Below are 22,294 nucleotides of genomic sequence, written 5' to 3' on the forward strand. Positions count from 1 at the left end.
CACCCTTATTTTTTTAGACTCAGTTTTTACCTATTGGCATGACTTTTTAAGACGTCCGCGACGAGTCCCGAGACATACGGGCTGCCCCGGTCTTCCTGTTCGACCGATTCAATCATGATGGCGACGAGCAGATCTTTTCTGTCATTGTCATAACCGACGAAAAAGCCGTTTTCCTGCCCGTTTTCTTCTCCTGCTTTTTTTAATTCGGCCGTACCGGTCTTACCGGCGACTTTAATCTCAGGGATTTCGGCCGGTAAGGAATAACCGGCATGGACGACGTCATACAGATCGTCGCGGATCATGGCGGCATCTTTTGCTTCGAGGAGATCTTTTTTCCAGACCTGTTTGGTTTCTTCCTCAGCGAGCAATGTCGGTCGGTAAATCGTTCCGTCCGTCAGGAAGATTTCGTACATCGACGCAAGGTGCAGGATGTTCGTCAGCATTTGTCCTTGACCGTAAGACGTATCCATCAGCTGTCCGTCGGAAGCAATCGAGCCGTCGTTTGAAATTTGTGATGCCCGCATCGGATAGGTGAAGGGAATCTTTTCACCGTATCCGAGTGCTTCAAGACCCGAAGTAAACGTTTTGGTCCCGATCTGTTCGAGTGTTGATTTTGCAAAGTAGACATTATCCGAGTAAACGAGCGCATTATGCAGATTGACCGGATCCGGTGTTTCATGAATCCGGGTAACGTTAAACCCGTCGATCTTCGTTTTTAACCCGTCAATCGTATAAGCTTTTTCCGGATCAAGTGTCTTGCTGTTTAAGCCGACCGCTGCCGTCAACGGTTTTTGGGTCGACCCGGGTGCGAAGGCACTCGTAAACCGGTTTAAAAGCGGTTGGTCGGGATCGTTCGTCAATGTATCGAGTCGAGCCTGGGAAATGCCCGTCGTAAACTCGGACGGATCAAATCCCGGTGAACTTAGCAGGACCCGTGTTTCACCCGTCCGTGGGTCGATGACGGCTGCGGTTCCCGGATCATCTTTCATCGTCGCATAAGTCGTTTGCTGTAACTTGCCGTCAATCGTCAGTTGGATGTCTTGTCCATCCTTCGCTTTTGTCTCTGCGACGTCAACCGTGGACTGATCCGGTTTAACGATCTCGATTCGGGCACCCGATTTCCCGCGTAATGTTTCGTCGAGTACCTGCTCGAGCCCGCGTTTTCCGACTTGTTCACCGGCCTGAATCGTTTGTTTCGATTGTTTGATATCATCCGCCGTCGCCGAACCGGTATAGCCGATCAGATGGGAAGTTGCTTTGCCGAACGGATAGGCCCGGACCTCTGTTTCCTTGACGCTGACGCCATCAATCTGTTTCAGACGGTTGATTTGTGTTTTGTCGTTTACGGTGTATGTTTTCAACGGAACGAACTGTCCGTCTTTGACCCAACTGGCGGAGAGGGCCTCTTCAATCGCTGAGACAGGACGGTTCAACTGTTTGGCGAGCGTTTTAAGATCGTTGATTTTACCTGCGACTGCACCGACCTCGTATCCGGTTCCAGTCGTGGCAAGAGGTTGCTTTTTCGTATCAAGCAAATCACCGCGTTTCGCCTCGAGTGTCGTCAATTGAATCTTGTCTTCTTTTTTAAAATCCTTTAGAACAAAGGAAGAATCCCAGTTGATGTACCAGTTTTCCGTATCTTTCTGTTTTTCAAACGTCAACGGAATTTCTTTTTTATAAGAAACGGGTCCGGCCAACGTCTCAAAAGAAATCGTGACCGGTAAACTTGCCTGTTCCTTATCCTCGTTTTTGTCTGTTTTCGTCCGTTTGACGGAAATATTTTTAATCGCAAGAGATTCTGCTAGTTTTTTCGTCCGATCCACGAATTCCTTTTTACCATAAGTTTTTTTCGTTTCTGTACTGGCATACTCCGCGTACATTTTTTCATAATCCTGTTTTTCCCATAACTTAATATAGGCGTCCAATCGTTCTTCCGGTGTCGGTTGATCCTGACATCCGGCAAGTATCGTCAGCACGAAGCTGGTTGAAAGCAGAAGCGGGAGTGTCTTCTTCAAGGGAAATCCTCCTTTTGCGAACAGTCTGTTTTACAACCGTACCATTCTTTCGGAAGGATTTCATCTTGAACGAACGACAAAAAACTCACACGAAGACAAACATTCGTGTGAGTAGAGTTTACATCTTAATTGAAGTAGTTGAGCGGGTTGACGCTGTTTGCTGCATATGTACCGCTGTAGACATAACTACCGCGATGCATTTCGAAGTGAAGGTGAGCACCAAAAGCATTGCCTGTTGCACCAATCGTCCCGATCTTTGTGCCTTTGGCAATCGTTTGCCCAACAGACACGGAACGGCTGTTTAAATGAGCATAGACTGTCGTATATGAGACACCATTGACAGTACTTTTCATCATGATGTGATTACCGTAGGCCCCGTAATACCGGGAAGTGATGACGGTACCGCCGGCAGAGGCATAGACCGGTGTGCCTGTTGGTGCGCCGATATCGATTCCGTTATGGAAGGTATAGCCGTAGACACCGCTTGCTCCGCCGTATCCCTGAGTAATCGGACCACTTGCCGGCCGGGAAAATCCGCTAGATGCTTTTGTAGATGTCGTAACACTGTATTTTTTAGCATATGTAGAAGAGATGTAACGGGATGTGCCGCCGTAAGAAATTTTTGTCCAAGATCCGGACACTCCTAAATAATTGAAGGTTTGACCAGAATTGACACTACCGACAACTTTGTAAGCAGTCGAAGGACCCGTTCGAACCCGCAACCCGTCTGCAGTTACTTTTACTTTGTACGTTGTTGCTGCTTCAACTTTTTCTGTACCCGTTGTAGCGAAACCAGAAACCATCAGTGCTGTCATTGTCATAGTTGTAATCATGCGTTTCATGTAGAAGTTCCTCCTAAAGTGTGAAAGACGACGGACGATTATGTAAGGGAACAAGACCCTTTCAAAGTTGTAAGATGCAAAGCATATGTATTTAATATGTATAAATATTTTCTTGATAGAATGATTATAGCATTGCGAATAACACAAAAATATTTCAGTTTCATTGCAAGATTATAGTTGTATAACATATATTGTAATGGAATATTTTTCATTTATTATCTGAATTTATTTTTACTAAAATAGAATATATAGACCTTTTTATGAAAAAAATTAATAGCCCATGACGATGTGTGTCTCACATCGTCATGGGCTATAGGCAAAAAGAATTAGTTGGAAACGGGTGCGAAAACAGTTAAATGCTGACTTAAGACCTGAACCGTAACGGGAAGATGACCCGCTGTGTCGCCGTCAGCATTAATCGGAAGACGTTCTTTTGAATCGACATGAACTTCTTTTGTCGTAAAGTATTCGACTTGATCGGCATCGGAAATTTTTCCGGTCAATAATTTCGGTAAGGCCTGTAAGGCATCAAAGAAACCAAGCTGTTTCACGATGAAGACATGTAACAGTCCATCATCCACACGGGCATCTTTTGCGAATGATTCGAAACCACCAACAGAATTAGTCAAGGAAATGATCAGAAGAGGAGTTTCACCGTCAAACGATTTTTCTTCCGCCGTCAGGCGAATCGGATAGGGGCTGTGATCCTTAAAGGCTTTTAATCCTTCGATGAAGTAGGCGACGGAACCGAGTGATGTTTTTTGTTCGACACTGACTTCTTCGACAGCTTCAGCGATTAACCCGACCGCGATGACGTTCATGAAATAATGATCATCATATTTTCCGATATCGAGTGAACGGGAAGGGGCATCCTCTAAGACGCTGATCGCCTCCTCGGGTTCCGTCGGGATGTGTAAGGCACGCGCTAAATCATTGACCGTCCCGAGAGGCACTATTCCGAGTGTCGGACGATGCGCCTGTTCCGCGATACCAGTGATGACTTCATTCACTGTGCCATCCCCGCCCATGGCGACGACAGCGTCATAGTGGCCGAGTGAAGCTTGTGTTGCGAATTCAGTTGCATCGAGTTCTTTTTCCGTGAAGCGTACATCGACTTCCGTAAATCGTTGAGCCAATGTTCCTTCCGCGAGTTCCGCATGTTTTTTACCGAGTTCTTTACCGGACGACGGATTGATGATGAGCATGACTTTTGACACGAATGATTCCTCCTTTAATTCTACCTGTTCCTATTTTCCCAAGATTGCATAAACATAATCCTGGGCAGAAAAAAACCTTGGACATGACTTCTGTCGATGTCCAAGGCAATCCTGAAATTAGCGGCGAGCGATTGGTGGTGGGGATGCTTCTCCTGCTGCCGGACGAACGATTTCTTCTTCGTCCCAACACTCTGTATTTTCGATACCGAGAGCTTTCGCCGAGAAAACAGGATCAAGTCCTTTTTTCCGTTGTTCCTGGTAATCGTTGATGACTTTCAGCGCGATGCCACCTAAAAGTGAGATGGCTGTCAAGTTGATCAAGGTCATACCGGCCATGAAGAGGTCGGCAAAACTCCAGACCATTCCGAGACTGAGAACAGATCCGATGAAAACGAAAGCCATTGTCGCAATCCGGAATCCGAAGACGGCAGCCGGACTGTTTTTGATGAATTCAATGTTCGTTTCGCCGTAGTAATAACTGCCGACAATAGAACTGAAGGCAAACAGGAAAACACAGACTGCGATGAAAGCCGGGGCAACAGCTCCAAGCTGTTCGCCTAAAGCATTTTGTAACATCGCAATTCCTTCACCGTTTCCGGCAGCATAGCTGTCACTCAACAAGACGATGGCAGCAGTTGCTGTACAGACGATCAGTGTATCGAGGAAAACACCCAGTGTCTGGAGGAACCCTTGTTTTGCAGGGTGCGAGACTTCAGCCGCAGCAGCAGCATTTGGTGCTGAACCCATTCCGGCCTCGTTCGAGAAGAGACCCCGTTTAACACCAAGTGAGATAGCTGCTCCGACAGATCCGCCGACGGCTTGTTCGATGCCGAATGCGCTCTTGAGAATCATCATGAAGACAGCAGGGAGTTCCGTGAAGTTCGTGATGACAACGAAGAGGGCAGCGATCAGATAAAGACCCGCCATAATCGGGACAACGACGGCAGAGAATTTCGCAACGCGGTGAACACCGCCGAAGATGACGAGTCCTGTCAAGACGACGAGAACACCGCCGATGACCGCTTTGTTGATCCCGAAGGCATTGTCAAAGGCCGCAGCGATCGTGTTCGATTGGACCGAGTTGAAAATCAGACCAAATGTGACGGCGATCAAGATGGCGAAAATAACGCCGAGCGCACGGTTTTTCAATCCTTTTTCGATGTAGTAGGCTGGTCCGCCGCGGTAAGCGTTGGTTTTACTGTCGCGGACTTTGTAGACCTGAGCGAGCGTGCTTTCAATCAAAGCCGTTGCTCCACCGAGCAAAGCGACCATCCACATCCAGAAGACGGCACCGGGACCGCCAAGCGTGATGGCAATCGTAACGCCGGCTAAATTACCTGTTCCGATCCGGGTAGCGGCACCGATGAAGAACGATTGCAACGAAGTGATGCTTTCTCCTTCATCATCCGTTGTTTTCTCATTTTTATCGAGTGTGACGCGGAACATTTCTTTTAAGTACCGGAACTGAATGAATTTTGTCCGGATGGTGAAGTAGATGCCGACGCCGATTAATGCCGCGATTAAAACATAAGACCATAATAAGTTGTTGGCAAAATCGACTCCTGATTGTACTGCTTGCTGAAAGGCATCCATCTGAAAAATTCCTCCTCATGTGTTGTGGTAAAATGGCTATACGCTAAATTATACGAATTTTCAGATAATTAGCAAGAAAAATTTTAAAACTTTTTTTCAAAAACTAATCAAATTAATTATTTAGAATGTAAAAGGAAACTTGATTCAGAATAAGTAAAAAAAGACCTGTCGATGATTATGACAGGTCAAAACAGTTTATTCTGCGTCAAAACAATCATTCCACAGCAAGGAATTGTTCATAGAGTTCGTCAATCTTTTGAACCAGCTCTTCCCGACTGGTAGAAAGTTTCATCAATGCTTCGTAATCGCTTGTCTGTTCCAGTCGTGACTCCAGTAGAAAAAGCTCCTGCTCTGCCTGCTGAATTGTCTCTTCGAGTTGCCGGGAGGTTTGCAACGGGATCATCGAAGGTGACGGTTGAGATGATTTTTTATTTGAAGAAAGTTGTGTCGGTTCAGCGGCAGGGGACGCGACAGTCAGTTTGCTTGTTGCATACGCATAAGGGCCGTGATACAGTGTCGGTGTTTGTCCGAGCCAAAGTGTTTTCGTAAACAGCCGATTTAAAAAGTAGCGGTCATGCGAAACAGCGATCAGCGTTCCGTTAAACGATTCAAGCGCCTCTTCGAGGGCATCCCGTGATTCGATGTCGAGATGGTTCGTCGGTTCATCAAGGATCAAGACGTTTAATTCCGAGTTGACAAGGATTGCGAGCATCAGCCGCATACGCTCGCCTCCGCTTAAAGCGGTCACAGGTAAAAAGACACGGGGTCCAAAAAATAAAAACTGGGCGAGCCGTTTACGGGCTGTCCCTTCATCACATACGATGTTTGACCGGAAGACATCGATTAACCGTTGATCGTCAGGAAAGTCGATGTGTTGGGATAAATAGCCGATTTTGACCGAAGGACCTTGGGAGATGAGACCGCTCGTCGGTTGAATATGACCTAACAACAATTGCAACAGAGTCGTTTTCCCACTTCCATTGGCACCGACGATGGCCAAGCGATCCTTGGCAACGATATCGACGGTTAAGGAGTGAAACAACGGTGACTCGGTGAAGGAAACGCCGACGTCCTCCAGACGATAGACCGTCCGGCTTGTTTTACCTTGTGCCGTAAACGTAAGATCCGGTGTCTCGGCCTCAAGCTTCGGACGTTTGATCCGTTCGATTCGATCCAGCGCACGTTCCATTGATTTTGCTTTCCGGAACAGCTTTTCGCTTGGGGGAGAAGCTTCATTGGCCCACTGCCGGAGACGGCGGATCGCGTCCTTCATTTGCTTGATCTTTTTTTGCTGTTCCTGATAGGCATGGAATTGTTCAAGTAAAAGACGTTCTTTTTCCATCATGTAGTACGTATAGTTTCCTTGGTAAAGCCGGACTTCACCATCTTCGAGTTCAGCGATGCTCGTCACGACCGTATCAAGGAAAACGCGATCGTGAGACACGAGTAAGACGGAACCGGCGTAGTGTGCTAAAAATGACTCAAGCCATTCGACGGCTTCCAGATCGAGATGGTTGGTCGGTTCGTCAAGAATCAACAAGTCGGGTTCACTCAACAGCATCCGTCCGAGACAGATTTTTGTTTGTTCACCGCCGCTGAGCTGATCGAACGGACGATCAAGTAACGGATGAAGCCGTAAACCGTTAATCATCCGGTCGACTTTAGACTCCAGTAAATAGCCGCCTTGCCGCTCGAATGCTTCGGTCACCTTCGTGTACTGGGCAAGCAGTGACTCGAGTTGATCGGTTTTCGTTGCCATCTCTTGTTCGAGCCGGTGCAACGATTGCCGTAAGTCGAGCAGCGGGGCGAACGCGGTCCAGAGGACGTCAAGACCGGTCATGTGGGGATCGAATACCGGCAATTGTTCCAAATAACCGATGGATAGCCCGCTTTTTTGGTAGATGGTTCCGGTGTCAGGTGAATCAAGCCGGGCCAGTAAACGCAGGAAAGTCGTTTTCCCGCTCCCGTTACGTCCGATCAAGCCGATGCGGTCATGTGACTGGATAAAGAGGGACACATCCGTTAAAATATCGTCGCCTCCGAATTGTTTGGACAGGTGTTGGATGTCGCAGATCATCATATGAATTTTCCTCTCTGACGCATCAAAAAAAGGAGAGCGCAAACAGCACTCTCCTTCACCAGTGGAAGATGCGCTTTGCTTTATTTTTCAAGTATAGAGTTCTTCAAAAAAGGACAGACTAGTCCCTTAGAACGCCATTCCATGAAAAATCGCGCGCAACAGATACAGTTGTTCCATCAACCAATGCTTACACGCAGCAAAACCCATCTTTCCACACCACCTTTTCTCATTCGATGACTCTATTTTACCATGCCACCGGGAATGAAAGGAAGAGCAGATTATTTAAATAAACCGGCGATGGAATTAAAGAAGGCACTTAAACCGTCAAACAGTTTGGCAAAAAATCCTTTTGTTTCTTCCGATGTCGCAAAGGACTGGATGTTTTGTCCGGCATCCTTCAGTCCCGTCTCAATCTGTCCCCAGTTAAGATCAGCTTTTTCCATTTGGTTAAACAGACCGGTCAAGCGCTCCATTTGGGCATCGGACAGATTGATATTATTGTTTTGAATGACTTGGACGATGACATTCTCGATTTCGACTTTCGTCTCCGGTTTTTGCTTCGCGATTTCGGCTTTGATTTCGTTCATCAAGTCGGCGACTTTATCCGTCCCGACGGTTTTTCCGACATCTGATGTGACCGATAATTCTTGTTGGGCTAAATCTTTCCGTTCATCCGTCAGTTTGATACCGGTCTCACTTGACGTTTGATCATAGGCTTTCATGATACCAGTCAAGGCAGATGTACCGGTTACTTTATAAGGGGAAGTAATCGTAATGTCGGCATCGGTCACACCGGCCGTGACCAGCGCATTCAAATACATGTCTTTTGTGACCCATGTGATATTTTCGGTTGCGACGGACAGACCGTCGCCTTTTTCAGCCAATTCGATCTTGGCGGAGGAATACATATTGCCGCCGCGCTGGGACTGGGGAATGTTTTTCCCGAGATATTTTTCCTCATCGGCAGATGTCGCGATGATCGGGGTGATACCTTCCGGTGCATTGAGGCGGGACAAGACCCATGCTTTATCCTTTGCTCCGAGTGATTCTCCGAGTGTGATGATCGTTTTGTCGACGACCTGCTCGGCAGATGCAGCAGTAGGCAGTAATAACGTCGTGGCAAGTAATGCCGAAGCAGTCCATGTGATGGTTTTATTCATTGTCAGATTCCTCCGTAAGTTAAGTATCAGGTACTAATTTCAGTCTAATCGACCGGTGACGGAAGAGAATCGGTCTCAAGGACGAGCCGACATCGACCTTCCGTCATGTTCATTGTACAGAAAAACAATGGAAAGAAGGGGAGCAGGTTCAGAATTGAATGAAATCATGTTACACTTAAAACAAATCAAATAGCGACCACTAGGGGAGTCAGTAGGCTGACTGAGACGACGGAGACGTGCGGACCCTTTGAACCTGATTAAGTTTGGACTTACGGAGGGAAGTGGCGTGACAGATCCTCTTTTTCTGGTCTTTTCACGTCATACCTGACATCAGGTGTGGCGTTTTTTTGATGACAAAAGGGGGAAGAAATATGAAATTCAGTGAAGAAATCCGGCAAGCGGCAGGACAGTATTGGGACAGCAGTTTTACGCATCCGTTCGTGACCGGTCTTGCAGACGGGACATTGCCGGAAAAGAAATTCCGACATTACGTACTCCAAGACGCCTATTACTTAAAACATTTCGCGAAAATTCAGGCCCGTGCCGCGTCCAAGGCACAGGATTTCGTGACGATTGCAGAGCTCGCGGAACATGCGACATCGACCTATGCCGCAGAACTGAGTCTGCACCAGTCGTTTTTTGAACCGCTTGGGATTTCGGACGAAACATTAGCCCGGTTCGAGCCGGCCCCGACCGCATACGCCTATATTTCACATATGCACCATGCGAGCGAAGGGACGCTCGGAGAGACGATTGCTGCCATCTTACCGTGTTACTGGCTCTATTATGAAATCGGACAACAGTTACAGACCGCTGTACCGGCTTCACCGATTTATCAACAATGGATTGCGACATACAGTTCGGACTGGTTCGAGCGGGTAGTCTTTGAGCAGATCGAGCGTTTGAATGAGCTGGCAGCGCAAGCAAGTGATCAAGAACGCACCCGGATGAAGCAGCATTTCGTCAGAAGCTGTTATTACGAATTGATGTTTTGGGAAATGGGCTGGACGGAAGAGACATTTGAAAAAAGCCTGGCACAGATTATTACAGCGACATCATTGAAATAAGACGAGACAACGTAAAACACCGGATTCGCTTGTTGGCGGATCCGGTGTTTTATATAGAAAAGATCAATCAGCTGTGGTGTTCAATCAAATCTGCGAGGCGTTGTTTCACCAGCGACGGATTGGTTAACTCCTGATTGGATAATGAAAGTTTCGTCATCGTTTCGTCCGTACCCGCCATTTCGCTGAACAAAGAGCCGAGGCTGTGGGCACGACGGTCGATTTGAAGAACGATATCGATTCCGGACCGGTCCTGCAGCAAGATGACTTCGATTTCATCCAGTTTATGCGCATAATGCGTACCGCGGGCAGAATATTCGAGTTCCTGCGCGATCGGTAAATCTTTTCGGAAGCGGCCCGGTAATTTTTCTGTATCTGCTTTTTTCAAGCGGAATCCGAGATCTTCCATCGCTTCCAGAATGACGGATTGATAGTCGTTTGCCTTGACGACGACCGCATCATGATCGGACGGATCGACCGCTTGCGCGATATCAAGACCGGTCTCAATCCAGGATTTCGATTGACTGACGGAGAGTGGTGTATTAAAAGGAACCTGCAGCGTGAACGGAATTTCGCGTTCGACACCGGCTTCGATGGTAAACGGTGCTTCATTTAACACAAACCGATCCAGTGTGAATGTCGTGAATGTCTTGCTGTCCCCAACTTCCTGTTTGTACTGGGTGTTGAAGGCGAGATAAATCCGTGCGATTTCCTGATCGACGTTACCGCCTTTGATATGGACGACTCCTTGAATCGTACCGCCGGGTTCACAGTGTTCTTGCTCGAGGCGCGTGTCGACCGTTGCGGCACCGATACCGATTTGGGAAAGGATTTTTTTAAACATGTTGTGTTCCTCCTTAAATTAAGTATGACGACTGAAAAGAAAGCTGACTTGCTTGTCGAACACGGATGAATTTGCTACAGTTTCGAAAGACCAAACAAAAAAGGACGGGACGATACTTGGAACTACATCAATTAAATGACTTGCTCACGGAAAAACTGCAGGCGACTTCACTCATACACGCGACAATCAGCGCTCCGCGTCTGAAATCAAATGATCTCCGCCGAATCAAGGTAAAACCGATTCTACTTAGAGATACGTATGCAATCCAGTTAGAGTTTCAACATGAACGGATCATTAAGCATGAGAATTTAAGTATAGAAGAATTTATTGTAAGAATGGACCAATTCTTTGACGAATTCCGTCAATTTTTATTCCGGTTCGAAACGGAAGAAGTCCAGTTTCAACTCTCGAAGAAAATGAAAGTCTCCATTAAAACGACCGTCAAAGAAACGATTCAGGCAGAGTTGTCGCATAACCGCAAGAAAAGTCACTTGTTAGAAGATGGTGTACCGGTGCCTTTTTTAATCCGTTTAGGTGTCATGACGGAAGAAGGACAGGTCAAACGCCAAAAATACGACAAATTCAAACAAATCAATCGTTTTCTGGAATTTGTCGAAGACAGTATCGCCGTATTGCCGAAAGGACGTACATTACGGATTTTAGATTTTGGATGCGGGAAATCGTATCTGACGTTTGCTCTTTATCATTACTTGAAGATCGTCAAAGGTTTTGATTTAAATGTCACCGGTCTTGATCTAAAAAAAGAAGTCATTGAGGACTGTGCGGCGATCGCTGCTGATTTAGGGTATGATGATTTGTCCTTCCGTGTCGGTGATGTCCACGATTACGACCAGGACACAGAAGTTGACTTGATGGTGACGTTACATGCCTGTGACGTCGCGACCGATGTCGCACTTGCCCGTGCCGTTGATTGGAACGCATCAGTGATTCTCAGCGTTCCGTGTTGCCAAAAGGAATTAAACCGTCAACTGGATTGTTCACCGCTTGACGTCATGCTGCAACATGGGTTGATTCAAGAAAAGTTTGCTTCACTCGCGACGGATTCGATTCGGGCCGAGTTATTGACACTTGTCGGATACGAGACGCAATTGCTTGAATTCATCGATTTAGAAAACACGCCGAAAAACATCCTGATTCGGGCTTACAAAAATCCGAAACGGCCAACAGAAGAAAAAATCGACCGGTATATCGCTTTCCGGGAGCTGTTGCATGCAAAGCCGTATTTAGAACGTGAATTGAGCGGCAGACTTGGACAGATTTCATCGAAACTCGTACAATAAAGAAGACAACGAATTAAAGGGGGAAACAAATACAATGGATTTCCAAATGTATTTTGAAGATGTCGTTCAAACGGCACGTAAAGAAGCAGCGGCAGCCGGTTTTGAAGAATTGACGACGGCTGAGAGCGTCGATGAGGCAATGAAGCGCGAAGGACTGACGCTTGTCCTCGTCAATTCCGTTTGTGGATGTGCCGGCGGTATTGCCCGCCCGGCAGCTGCCTATGTCAACCGTATGGAAGGTGTCAAACCGGATCATTTCGTAACGGTATTTGCAGGACAAGACCGGGAAGCAACCGATCGGGCCCGTGAATACTTCGAAGGATATCCACCGTCATCGCCATCATTCGCTTTGATGCAGGATGGAAACATCCTGTCGATGGTCGAACGGTTTGACATCGAATCGTTTACAGCGGAAGAAGTCGTCGAGAAGTTAGAGTCACTGATTGAAATCTACGCTTAAGTAAATCAAAAACCTGCCCCTGCTTGAGGGGCAGGTTTTTTTATGAAACACCGTCCGTTGAACGAAAGTCGCTTGTCCTGAAATAAATGTAAGCGTTATCAACATAAGTGATTACTCATCAAATATGAATAAATCCGCATTTTATGCAATTTTTACAGATTATTATGCTTTACAATGAATAAATATTCGTATATTCTAAAAGCAATAAATCAGGTCGAACTTTTTAGTATTGAATTAGAAAAAAACATAAGTCATACTATTGTTAAAGTTCTGACAATTGAGCGTTGGAAGGGGAATTTATTGATGAAGAAATTAGCAGCAACGGCAATGGCAGGCATTCTAGCAGTCACAATGGCAGCATGTGGCGCTTCGGAGGAATCGACAGGGGATACGACAAAAAAGAACGATAAAGTATTGACGATGGGAACGTCAGCGGATTACTTCCCATTCGAGTATATCGATACAGCAAAAGGTGATGACATCGTCGGATTTGATGTGGCAATCGCCAAAGAAGTCACAAAAAACCTCGGATATGATTTGAAAATTGAGGACATGGAGTTCGGCAGTCTGCTTGGAGCGCTCAGTGCGGGACGTGTTGATTTCGTCATGGCGGGAATGACGCCGACCGACGAGCGGAAGAAAAACGCCGACTTCACGGATATTTATTTCCAGTCCAAAAACCTGGTCATGACGAAAGATAAAGCGATCGCGTCAGATGACGAGCTAAAAGGCAAGAAACTGGGTGTCCAGCTCGGATCGATCCAGGAAGCGTTGGCGAAGGACCGTTACAAAGACAGTGAAGCTGTTTCATTAAATAAAATTCCGGAAATCATTCAGGAGTTGAATACGGGCCGGATCGACGCTTTGATCATTGAAGACGCAGTAGCCGTCAAATACATGGATCAGGACAAAGCATTAAAAACGTATGAAATCAAAGAAGACGGGCCAACCGGTTCTGCCGTCGCCTTCAAAAAAGGGGACAAAATGCGTGACGACTTCAACAAAGAGTTGAAGAAGATGATCGACAACGGCGACATCGATAAACTCGCGGAAGAATGGTTCCAAAAAGAAGCAAAATAAGAGTAGTGCATAGGGGTGGGGGTAACCTCATCCCTTTTGTGCGACGTTAGGAGATTGGTTATGATAGACTTTACAAAGATTCAAGATTCAATCCCATATATTCTGCAAGGAATTCCAGTTCTATTTCAAGTCGTCATCGTCGCCGCGATTGCCGGTATGTTAATCGGGATTGTCGTCGCGGCGTTAAAAATCACGAAAAACGGATTTATTCGATTTATTGGTCATGCCTATACGGCGGTCTTCCGTGGAACGCCGCTCATTTTACAACTGGCGATCATTCACTTTGGGTTACCGCAGTTGACGGGGTATGTGACGACGGGGTATCAATCCGCCATCATCGCCTTTTCCTTAAACTCGGGGGCTTACATTTCGGAAATCATCCGGGCCGGCATTCAAGCCGTTGACCGCGGACAATGGGAAGCAGCAGATGCCCTTGGTATTCCTTACATGAAACAGTTACGGTCGATCATCTTGCCGCAAGCGTTCAAAAATATCCTGCCGGCAATCATGAACGAGCTGATCACATTAACAAAAGAATCCGCTTTGATTTCGACGGTCGGTGTCCTCGACGTCATGCGCCGGGCGCAAGTCGTCGGTGGAGAGAAGGCCTTGTATTTTGAACCGTTATTGTTTGCAGGATTCGTCTATTTCGTACTTGTCATGGGATTGTCCTTGATTGGTCAACAAGTCGAAAAAGCTATGAGAAAGAGTGGGTAATCAGATGGAACCTATGATTCAAGTTACTGATCTATATAAGCAGTTTGGAAAACTAGAAGTCTTAAAAGGTATTACGACGACGGTCGGACGCGGCGAAGTCGTGGCCGTCATCGGTCCGTCGGGATCCGGGAAATCAACGTTCTTACGATGCATTAATTTGTTGGAACAGCCGACAAGCGGCACGATTAACGTCGATGGGTTTGAACTTACGAAACCGAAAGCGAACATTGCCAAGGCCCGTCAAAATATCGGCATGGTATTCCAACAGTTTAATCTGTTCCCGCATAAATCGGTTCTCGATAACTTGATTTATGCACCGATTAACGTGCTTGGTCTCTCGAAAGATGCGGCTGTCAAACGGGCGGAAGTCCTGCTCGAACGTGTCGGTTTGGCCGAAAAACGCGATAACTTCCCGAACCAGCTGTCGGGCGGTCAAAAACAACGGGTCGCGATTGCCCGGGCACTGGCGATGGAACCGAACGTCATGTTGTTTGACGAACCGACATCAGCGCTTGACCCGGAAATGGTCAACGAAGTGCTGGATGTCATGAAACAACTGGCAGAAAGCGGCATGACGATGGTCATCGTTACGCACGAGATGGGCTTTGCAAAAGAAGTTGCCGACCGCGTCCTGTTCCTCGATGAAGGCATTCTGATGGAAGAAGGCAGTCCGGTGGAACTGTTTGATCATCCGAAAACCGATCGCGCCAAAAAATTCTTGGAAAAAGTGTTATAACGAAAAGCGCCGACTCGATTCAATGAGTAGGCGCTTTTTTAAGACAGGGAGAGGTTTTTTATGCTTAACAAAGAGACGGAACGGTTCGTTCAGGAATTCCATGCAAATGATTTTTCCGGACATGATTTTTCCCACATCGAACGTGTCCGGAAGATGGCCTTACGGATTGCCGAAATCGAAGGCGGGAATGTCCGTATCATTGAACTCGCTGCACTGCTGCACGACGTCGCGGACAGTAAACTCGGCGGGACAAGTGAAAATGTCGACCAGTATTTAAGACCACGTGTCTCGGAGCAGGACCGCCTGCATATCCTCGACATCATCAACAGTTTATCGTTTAAAGGGGGTGACCGTCCGCCGATGAAGACACTGGAAGGGAAGATTGTCCAGGACGCGGACCGCTTGGACGCGATTGGTGCGATTGGGATTGCCCGGACATTTCAATTTGCCGGTCACTTTCAGGAACCGATGTATGTACCGGGACTCGCTCCCCGCGAGCCGGGTGAACGGACAGGGACGACAAGTGCCTTACACCATTTCGATGAAAAATTATTCCGTTTAAAAGATTTGATGAATACGAAGACAGCGAAGATCATTGCTGAAGATCGTCATCAGTATATGCGGGAATTCGTCGAACGGTTCAAGCAGGAATGGAACGATCAATAATGATAAAAACAGGGATCTGCTCCTGATAGAGCGGATCCCTGTTCGTTAACTTAAGATGACAGCTGTAATCAGGCCGAGAGAAGCGAACAGACCAACGATGGCTCCGCCTTCCTCATGCGCTTCCGGCATCATCGTTGAAGCGAGCATGGCAATGATACCGCCACTGGCAAAAGCACCAATCATCGCAAACTGCATATCCGGCAATTCTGATAAAATCGAATACCCGGCAAGGGAGGCGAGCGCGGAAATCAACCAGACGACTCCCCACATGACCAGGATTTTTTTCTTCGAGAAACCGTCTTTTTGTAAGCCGGTCGTACTCGACAAACCTTCCGGGATGTTACTGACGAAAATGGCTGCGACAAGCGCGGCGCTGACATTTCCCGATAATAAACTGGCACCAATCATGATCGATTCCGGAATCGCATCAAGAATCGTTCCGAAAAAGATGGCAGTTCCTGTCCCTTCGTTTCCGCCGGATGAGCGTTTTCGTTTACTGGCCCCACGTGAGGAAACAAACATATCAAAAGCAGTGAACACGAGTGCCCCCACGATGAAGGAGATGCCGACAATCTTCGTCGTGGATTTATTTAGGGCTTCATCCAATAACTCAAACGTTGCCGCCCCGATTAAAATCCCTGTTCCAAACGACATCACGTATCCGATCAACCGTTGTTTAAGAGGGAGAAACAAACCAATCAAAGCTCCGATGACGACGGCTCCTCCAGCGATGGCCCCCCACATAAAAGCGATTCCCATGTAAACATCCTCCTTAGCTCTTTCCCTATCTGTATTACTATTTTCCTAAAAAAATGATTGATAAACATAGCTAGTTAAAAAAGCAGAAAAGGTAATCCGGAAACAAGGAAAAACGCCTTTCGCTGAAAAGGCGAGAGGCGTATTGTATGATCAAAACGGTTGTTTATTTAACCAATGCCCGCCGTCGAGGGCAATACATTCCCCATTTAAATAACTCGCTTGATCGGACAACATCCAGGTCGCTAGTCCGGCGATTTCTTCCGGTGTGCCGAATCGGCCGAGCGGGACGTTGCGGCGAATCCGTTCCGCATGTTCCGGTGACATGGCAAGTTTATCGGCGCCGCCGGTCCGTTCAATCGGTCCCGGACTGATTGCATTGATGCGGGCTCCGTATTTGTATCCCCATTCGACAGCAAGTGTTCGTGTCAGGTTCAGGACACCAGCTTTTGCCGCAGCACTCGGTGCGACACCGGCACCTGCCTGCCACGCGTATGAGGCAACGATATTCAAGATTTGTCCGCCCGATACGTTGTCTTCCTGCCAGCCTTTGACGAGGGCATGGGAACAGTTGAATGTCCCGTTCAAGACGATATCAATTACCGTTTTCCATCCGTTCGGTGAGAGTTCGTCCGTCGGACAGATGAAGTTACCAGCAGCATTGTTGATGAGGGCTTCCAGTTGTCCAAACTGTTGTCGGGTTTGATTGACAGCAGCGATACAGGCATCCGGATCCCGGACGTCCATTTGAATGACACTGTGGTGTCCACCAATCGCTTGTAAATCCTGATCGGTTTGCTGCAACCGCTCGGCATTCCGACCGGTCACGACGACATTCCACCCGGCCTCTTTTAAAGCGATCGCCATCGCTTTCCCCATTCCGCTCGTACCACCTGTGACAAGTACTGTTTTTGCCATTTCCAAAACCCCCTTATAAACTGAATGAATAGCCATTCAATATAAGTATTCAAAAAAGAAGGAGTAAACTCCTTCTTTTGGACAGAAATTATTCGACAGCTGCTGCCGTATTTGTCAAGACAGGAACAACTTGTTTTTTCCGTGAAACGACACCTTCGAGATAAAGGAGATGGTTCGTCGCTTCAAGTCCGAAGGCCCGTTCGACAAGTGATGCTTCAGGTCCGAGGACGAGCGCCACCGAATTGTTCGTCAGGATATCCGTAACGAGTAACATATATAAATCCAAATCTTTTTCGGCAATCAAGGCTTCGATCCGCGTTTCGAGCTCTTCTTGACGAAGCAAGACTTCTGCCGTGTCGACCGTGTTTGCTTGGGCAATCTCGACTTTGAATGGTCCCATTGAGAATTCTTTTGCATCAAGTGAGATCAGCTCATCGACGGTTTTCTTCGATAGATCAGCACCTGCTTTTAACATGTCGAGACCATAAACGTTGGCATCGACACCGGCAATCGTCGCCAGTTCACGTGCGGCTAACACATCTTGCTCCGTGCATGTCGGCGACTTGAACAACAAGGAGTCGGAAACGATGGCTGACAACATCAAACCGGCAATTTCCGGTTTGATTGCAACACCGTGTTCTTTGTACATTTTGTTTAAGATCGTCGTCGTACAACCGACTGGTTCCGCACGGTAATAAACCGGATCAGATGTCTCGAAATTGGCAATCCGGTGATGGTCGATGACTTCCGTTACTTTGACGGCATCGATGTCATCCGCGCTTTGTTGACGTTCATTGTGGTCAACAAGAATGACGTGTTTTGTTTCTTTTGATACTTCCGTTACGAGGCGGGGACGAGCGACTTTAAAGTAGTCGAGGGCAAATTGTGTTTCCCCGTTGACTTCACCAAGACGAACGGCTTCAGCATGAACACCGAGCTCTTTTTTTAATTCGGCATAGGCGATTGCCGATGCAATCGTATCCGTGTCCGGATTTTTATGACCAAATACTAAAACTTTTTCCATGTGTATTCACTCCTAAATGATTGATGTCTCGCCCATTAGTGTACCATAAGTCCGTTTTAGACGGCGTTCATTTTCAAGAGGATGCCGGCGATTTTTTCGCTCCAATACGGATCGGATGCGTAAAAAACATTCATTCCACGTGCCTTGTTTCCAAGAAACGGACCGCGGTAGTATTTCCCGTCTTTCGAAAGGTAGTCGCGGGCAATGAAGCGGCCTGTTTTCCGGATCGAGTCTTCAAACGAATCATAGGCCGTCGCATTTTGACCGGGAGCAATATCCGTTGCATTGACGCCAAACAGATTGAACTTGTCTTTTGCGATATCCGACCGTCCGTAATCGGACTCGTGAATCGCATGGGCAAGCAGATAAGCCGCATTGATTCGATAGGTGCGTTCAACTTGCTTAAAGGTCTTTCCTTTCCCGATCAACGGACTGTCGGGAGCATTTTTTTTAATGTAGGCATCGAGTTGTTTCGCTGTCAAAGCGGTCGGTTTCCGTAAATCCTGCGTTAGTGTTTTCGATTCAACGTACTGCATCGTTCGGTCATCTAACGACGCTGGTGCTTCCCCGGCTGTGATCAAACCGCCGAGTCCGGCATCGGCGACGATGTAATGCAACAGACGATCGCCTTGCTTTTCATAGTAGGACCGGTTACTGGATTGTTCAAGCGGGTAAAGAGTCAGCCGATCGGAAGCAACGTAACCGGTCAGACCGGCAATTTCAACCCGGCTGACGGAATCTGTGTACGCAAGCAGGGAAAGACGGCTGCCGGGGGCGATATACGTATGTCGTTTTTTTAGAGCGCGGTCGGTGTAGATGTTCAGCGTCTGATTCGGCTTGACGATGCCGATCCCGCTGCCGGTCAAATAGATATAACGTTCATCCGCCGTCCGTTTGACGGCCCCGCGGCGTCCGTCGATAAAGGCCTTCGCTTTTTCGGCAGAATCGAATTCTTCTTCCCGGATGACTTTCCCGTCCCGATATAATTCCGCAACATAAGGAGAAGCCGGAGGAAGAATGGTTTGCGGTTTCTCCCGTAACAGCAGGAACAATCCGCAACCGAGTAAGAAAAAGAAGACAAGCCCCTTGAAAGAACCCGTTCGACGGACCGGGCGGGCGGGGCGAATTGTACGTTTAGTCAAAAAATCACGTCCTTCAAAAAAATCAATCGACAACCTGGGTAAAGAATAGGTAACCTAACAAAGAATGGAGGGAAGTCTGTGTTTATCGGATATCGAACGTTAAAAACCGCTGTTGCAGCGGCACTGGCGATGTGGATTGCGGAAAAGATGCAACTGGATTACTACGTCTTTGCAGCCATCATCGCCATTTTGAGTATTCAAGCGACAAGAAAAAAATCATTTCGGTCGTCATATGAACGGATCATGGCGTCCATTCTCGCGATTGGACTTGGTTTTGTCATCTTCGAAGTCATCGGCTACCGTCCGATTGCAATTGCACTTTATTTCATTCTATTTCTTCCACTGACGCAACGTCTCCGCCTGCAGGACGGTTTTATCACGAGTGTCGTCATTCTCACCCATCTTTACGTCGCACAGCAATTGAATCTGGCCATCTTTTTAAACGAAATTTATTTGCTGCTGATCGGTGTCGGTGTAGGACTACTCGTGAACATGTATATGCCGAGTCTCGACCGGACGATTGCCGAGCGACGGTTGCAGATCGATCAACGGATTGCCGCCTTGTTCTTTGAAGTCGCAGCCGCGATTGAAACGGGATGGATCAATCGGCATTCGTTGACACTGCACGAGACGGAACGGCTGTTGAAGGAAGGAAAGGATGCTTCGCTGAAACGGATGGGCAATGCCATCGGCCGACGGAATGATGATGAAGACTACCTGTATTTCCGAATGCGTGAACAACAGTTTGAATTATTAAACGGAATCGTCCGCAACGTCGATGATCTTGTCCTCGTCGTAGAAGAAGGAAAAAAAGTCGCCGGCCTGTTCCGGACAATTGGTGACAATGTCCGACCCGATGCCGACGCAACGTTATTTTTAGCGGAACTCGAACGACTGCTCGAAGAGTTTCGCGAGTCACCGCTCCCGAAGACACGGGATGAGTTTGAAGTCCGGTCCGCATTACTGCATATGTTGCAGGAAGCAGAGCAGTATTTGCAATTAAAGCAACGATTCGTCAATCAGAAGAGGTAAAACATCGTCGAGGCAAAGGTGCCGAGCAGGAAAATCGTCAAAATCGTAATCGTCGTCCACTTAATGATTCGTTGTTGTTTTGATGGTTTTGCCATAGCAAGACCGCTCCTTTCATACTTCCATTGATTATAGCCATTGTACAAACAACGCTTGCGAAGTGCAAATCTGCCTATAGATGGTATACTAAAAAAGCGCTAGATGAACTGAAAAAATGAGGAGGAATGCAACATGGTTAATGAGCAACGTGTGCTCGACACCTTTTTAGAACTGGTCCAGATTGATTCGGAATCAAAAGAAGAGGCACAAATTTGTGCCCATTTGAAAGAGACGTTTACGGCACTGGGGTGTGACGTATTCGAAGATGACGCTTCATCGAAAACCGAGCATAAAGGGAACAACTTAATCATCACGCTTCCGGCAACAAAAGACGGCGTCGATAAAATTTATTTCACTTCCCATATGGATACGGTTTTCCCGGGACAGGGAATCAAACCAATCATCGAGGACGGTTACGTGAAGACGGACGGAACGACGATTCTTGGGGCAGATGATAAAACGGGGCTTGCTTCGTTGATCGAACTGGTCCATGTCTTAAACGAAACGAACCAGCCGCACGGGAAAATTCAATTCGTCATTACGGTAGGGGAAGAATCAGGCTTAGTCGGCGCTATGGTTCTCGATCCTTCGAAGATTGATGCGGATTACGGTTTTGCTTTGGACTCGGACGGTAAAGTCGGAGACATCATTACGGCTGCACCAACCCAAGCGAAAGTAAATGCCAAAATTTACGGTAAAACCGCTCATGCCGGTGTGGCACCTGAAAAAGGAATTTCGGCCATCACGATTGCAGCAAAAGCGATTGCCAAAATGCCGCTCGGCCGCATCGATGAAGAAACGACAGCAAATATCGGACGCTTCAGCGGTGGTGGTCCATCGACCAACATCGTATGTGATTACGTGGAAATCTTTGCCGAGGCCCGTTCGCTCGTTGCGCCTAAAATGGAAGCTCAAACAGCGAAAATGAAAGCGGCGTTTGAAGAGGTTGCCGCTGAATTTGGCGGACGTGCCGAAGTCGAAGTTAAAGTCATGTATCCTGGTTTCAAATTTGAAGACGGTGATCAAGTTGTCGAGGTTGCGAAAGCAGCGATTACACAACTCGGTCGGACACCACGTCTCTTGCACTCTGGCGGGGGATCAGATGCAAACGTGATTGCCGGTTTCGGTATTCCGACTGTCAACCTGGCTGTCGGCTATGAAGACATCCATACAACGAACGAAAAAATGCCGATTGAAGAACTCGTGAAAACAGCAGAATTGTGCGTGACGTTAGTCGATTACATCACAAATAAATGATGACAGACTAAAAAGAGTGTACCGCGACATTGCGGTACACTCTTTGTTCGTTTACGATTAAGTTAATTGAGGACGTTCGAAAAATTCCATCGACTCCAGAATGAGTTCCTCGGTACAGAGTAAAGTCGTTGCGATTTCTTGAAGTTGAATCGATTTTCCGTACTGTTGCCGATAGTTCTCGTTCAATAAACGAGCAGCTTGTACGACACGTGCATAAGTCCGTTCGATTTTGGTCATGGAAAAAACCACCTTTCGAATCAGTATAGGCCCATTTTAGCATGCTTCGGACCGAGA

At 47.3% G+C, this 22,294-nt stretch carries 21 protein-coding genes and 1 riboswitch; of the genes, 9 read left to right on the forward strand and 12 right to left on the reverse strand.

Going from position 1 to position 22,294, the window contains the following annotated elements; all coding sequences use genetic code 11:
- Nucleotides 1–26: 26 nt before the first annotated feature.
- The 6 genes from KNP91_RS01430 to KNP91_RS01455 form a co-directional block, all read right to left on the reverse strand.
- Nucleotides 27–2,015 carry a penicillin-binding transpeptidase domain-containing protein gene (locus KNP91_RS01430; RefSeq protein ID WP_214848244.1) on the reverse strand — a complete coding sequence of 663 codons (1,989 nt, stop codon included), beginning with the start codon at nucleotides 2,013–2,015 and terminating at the stop codon, nucleotides 27–29.
- 125 nt (nucleotides 2,016–2,140) lie between these two features.
- The gene (locus tag KNP91_RS01435) at nucleotides 2,141–2,857 is read right to left on the reverse strand and encodes a peptidoglycan DD-metalloendopeptidase family protein (protein WP_214766072.1); all 717 of its coding nucleotides are present in this window, start codon (nucleotides 2,855–2,857) and stop codon (nucleotides 2,141–2,143) included.
- A gap of 326 nt (nucleotides 2,858–3,183) precedes the next feature.
- On the reverse strand, nucleotides 3,184–4,074 hold the full coding sequence (locus KNP91_RS01440; RefSeq protein WP_214848246.1) for a diacylglycerol/lipid kinase family protein: 891 nt from the start codon (nucleotides 4,072–4,074) through the stop codon (nucleotides 3,184–3,186).
- A gap of 117 nt (nucleotides 4,075–4,191) precedes the next feature.
- On the reverse strand, nucleotides 4,192–5,667 hold the full coding sequence (locus KNP91_RS01445; protein ID WP_214766068.1) for an alanine/glycine:cation symporter family protein: 1,476 nt from the start codon (nucleotides 5,665–5,667) through the stop codon (nucleotides 4,192–4,194).
- A gap of 214 nt (nucleotides 5,668–5,881) precedes the next feature.
- Nucleotides 5,882–7,747 carry a ribosomal protection-like ABC-F family protein gene (abc-f, locus tag KNP91_RS01450; protein ID WP_214848249.1) on the reverse strand — a complete coding sequence of 622 codons (1,866 nt, stop codon included), beginning with the start codon at nucleotides 7,745–7,747 and terminating at the stop codon, nucleotides 5,882–5,884.
- Nucleotides 7,748–8,025: 278 nt separating this feature from the next.
- Entirely contained in the window at nucleotides 8,026–8,907 is an 882-nt protein-coding gene (locus KNP91_RS01455; protein ID WP_012369838.1) for a DUF1002 domain-containing protein, read from the reverse strand.
- A 191-nt stretch (nucleotides 8,908–9,098) separates the two neighbouring features.
- Nucleotides 9,099–9,204, forward strand: a riboswitch (TPP riboswitch).
- Nucleotides 9,205–9,278: 74 nt separating this feature from the next.
- Between KNP91_RS01455 and tenA the strand changes: the two genes are divergently transcribed.
- Nucleotides 9,279–9,974 carry a thiaminase II gene (tenA, locus tag KNP91_RS01460; protein WP_214848252.1) on the forward strand — a complete coding sequence of 232 codons (696 nt, stop codon included), beginning with the start codon at nucleotides 9,279–9,281 and terminating at the stop codon, nucleotides 9,972–9,974.
- A gap of 67 nt (nucleotides 9,975–10,041) precedes the next feature.
- Here tenA and KNP91_RS01465 read toward each other — a convergent pair whose 3' ends face one another.
- Complete coding sequence (locus tag KNP91_RS01465; RefSeq protein ID WP_214848255.1) at nucleotides 10,042–10,815, reverse strand: sporulation protein; 774 nt, start codon at nucleotides 10,813–10,815, stop codon at nucleotides 10,042–10,044.
- Nucleotides 10,816–10,931: 116 nt separating this feature from the next.
- On the opposite strand from KNP91_RS01465, the gene KNP91_RS01470 reads away from it, so the two are divergent.
- The 6 genes from KNP91_RS01470 (at nucleotide 10,932) to KNP91_RS01495 (ending at nucleotide 15,775) form a co-directional block, all read left to right on the forward strand.
- On the forward strand, nucleotides 10,932–12,116 hold the full coding sequence (locus KNP91_RS01470) for a class I SAM-dependent methyltransferase (protein ID WP_214848258.1): 1,185 nt from the start codon (nucleotides 10,932–10,934) through the stop codon (nucleotides 12,114–12,116).
- 34 nt (nucleotides 12,117–12,150) lie between these two features.
- Entirely contained in the window at nucleotides 12,151–12,576 is a 426-nt protein-coding gene (locus KNP91_RS01475; RefSeq protein ID WP_012369842.1) for a BrxA/BrxB family bacilliredoxin, read from the forward strand.
- A gap of 303 nt (nucleotides 12,577–12,879) precedes the next feature.
- Nucleotides 12,880–13,656 (forward strand): transporter substrate-binding domain-containing protein, encoded by a 777-nt coding sequence (locus KNP91_RS01480; RefSeq protein ID WP_012369843.1) that lies wholly within the window; start codon nucleotides 12,880–12,882, stop codon nucleotides 13,654–13,656.
- 60 nt (nucleotides 13,657–13,716) lie between these two features.
- Nucleotides 13,717–14,373 carry an amino acid ABC transporter permease gene (locus KNP91_RS01485; RefSeq protein ID WP_214766060.1) on the forward strand — a complete coding sequence of 219 codons (657 nt, stop codon included), beginning with the start codon at nucleotides 13,717–13,719 and terminating at the stop codon, nucleotides 14,371–14,373.
- 13 nt (nucleotides 14,374–14,386) lie between these two features.
- A complete protein-coding gene (locus tag KNP91_RS01490; RefSeq protein ID WP_041261856.1) occupies nucleotides 14,387–15,109 on the forward strand; it encodes an amino acid ABC transporter ATP-binding protein in 723 nt (240 codons plus the stop codon).
- Between the two features lie 60 nt (nucleotides 15,110–15,169).
- Entirely contained in the window at nucleotides 15,170–15,775 is a 606-nt protein-coding gene (locus tag KNP91_RS01495) for an HD domain-containing protein (protein WP_214766058.1), read from the forward strand.
- 45 nt (nucleotides 15,776–15,820) lie between these two features.
- Here KNP91_RS01495 and KNP91_RS01500 read toward each other — a convergent pair whose 3' ends face one another.
- From KNP91_RS01500 to KNP91_RS01515, 4 genes are all read right to left on the reverse strand, one after another.
- Complete coding sequence (locus KNP91_RS01500) at nucleotides 15,821–16,534, reverse strand: ZIP family metal transporter (RefSeq protein WP_012369847.1); 714 nt, start codon at nucleotides 16,532–16,534, stop codon at nucleotides 15,821–15,823.
- Between the two features lie 150 nt (nucleotides 16,535–16,684).
- A complete protein-coding gene (gene fadH / locus KNP91_RS01505; RefSeq protein ID WP_214766056.1) occupies nucleotides 16,685–17,449 on the reverse strand; it encodes a 2,4-dienoyl-CoA reductase in 765 nt (254 codons plus the stop codon).
- A gap of 88 nt (nucleotides 17,450–17,537) precedes the next feature.
- Nucleotides 17,538–18,473, reverse strand: a complete 936-nt coding sequence (locus tag KNP91_RS01510) for a manganese-dependent inorganic pyrophosphatase (protein ID WP_214766054.1) — start codon at nucleotides 18,471–18,473, stop codon at nucleotides 17,538–17,540.
- A gap of 56 nt (nucleotides 18,474–18,529) precedes the next feature.
- Nucleotides 18,530–19,615 carry an N-acetylglucosaminidase gene (locus tag KNP91_RS01515; RefSeq protein WP_214766053.1) on the reverse strand — a complete coding sequence of 362 codons (1,086 nt, stop codon included), beginning with the start codon at nucleotides 19,613–19,615 and terminating at the stop codon, nucleotides 18,530–18,532.
- A gap of 78 nt (nucleotides 19,616–19,693) precedes the next feature.
- Here KNP91_RS01515 and KNP91_RS01520 point away from each other — a divergent pair, with 78 nt between their 5' ends.
- Both KNP91_RS01520 and KNP91_RS01525 read left to right on the forward strand, forming a co-directional pair.
- Nucleotides 19,694–20,647 (forward strand): aromatic acid exporter family protein, encoded by a 954-nt coding sequence (locus tag KNP91_RS01520; protein WP_012369851.1) that lies wholly within the window; start codon nucleotides 19,694–19,696, stop codon nucleotides 20,645–20,647.
- A 228-nt stretch (nucleotides 20,648–20,875) separates the two neighbouring features.
- Nucleotides 20,876–22,000: a M20/M25/M40 family metallo-hydrolase gene (locus KNP91_RS01525; RefSeq protein ID WP_012369853.1), complete on the forward strand. Its 1,125-nt coding sequence runs from the start codon at nucleotides 20,876–20,878 to the stop codon at nucleotides 21,998–22,000.
- A 57-nt stretch (nucleotides 22,001–22,057) separates the two neighbouring features.
- Here KNP91_RS01525 and KNP91_RS01530 read toward each other — a convergent pair whose 3' ends face one another.
- Complete coding sequence (locus tag KNP91_RS01530; protein ID WP_012369854.1) at nucleotides 22,058–22,237, reverse strand: hypothetical protein; 180 nt, start codon at nucleotides 22,235–22,237, stop codon at nucleotides 22,058–22,060.
- Nucleotides 22,238–22,294 lie beyond the last annotated feature (57 nt).

The organism is Exiguobacterium sp. s138 (assembly GCF_018618775.1).
Taxonomy (GTDB): Bacteria; Bacillota; Bacilli; order Exiguobacteriales; family Exiguobacteriaceae; genus Exiguobacterium_A; species Exiguobacterium_A artemiae.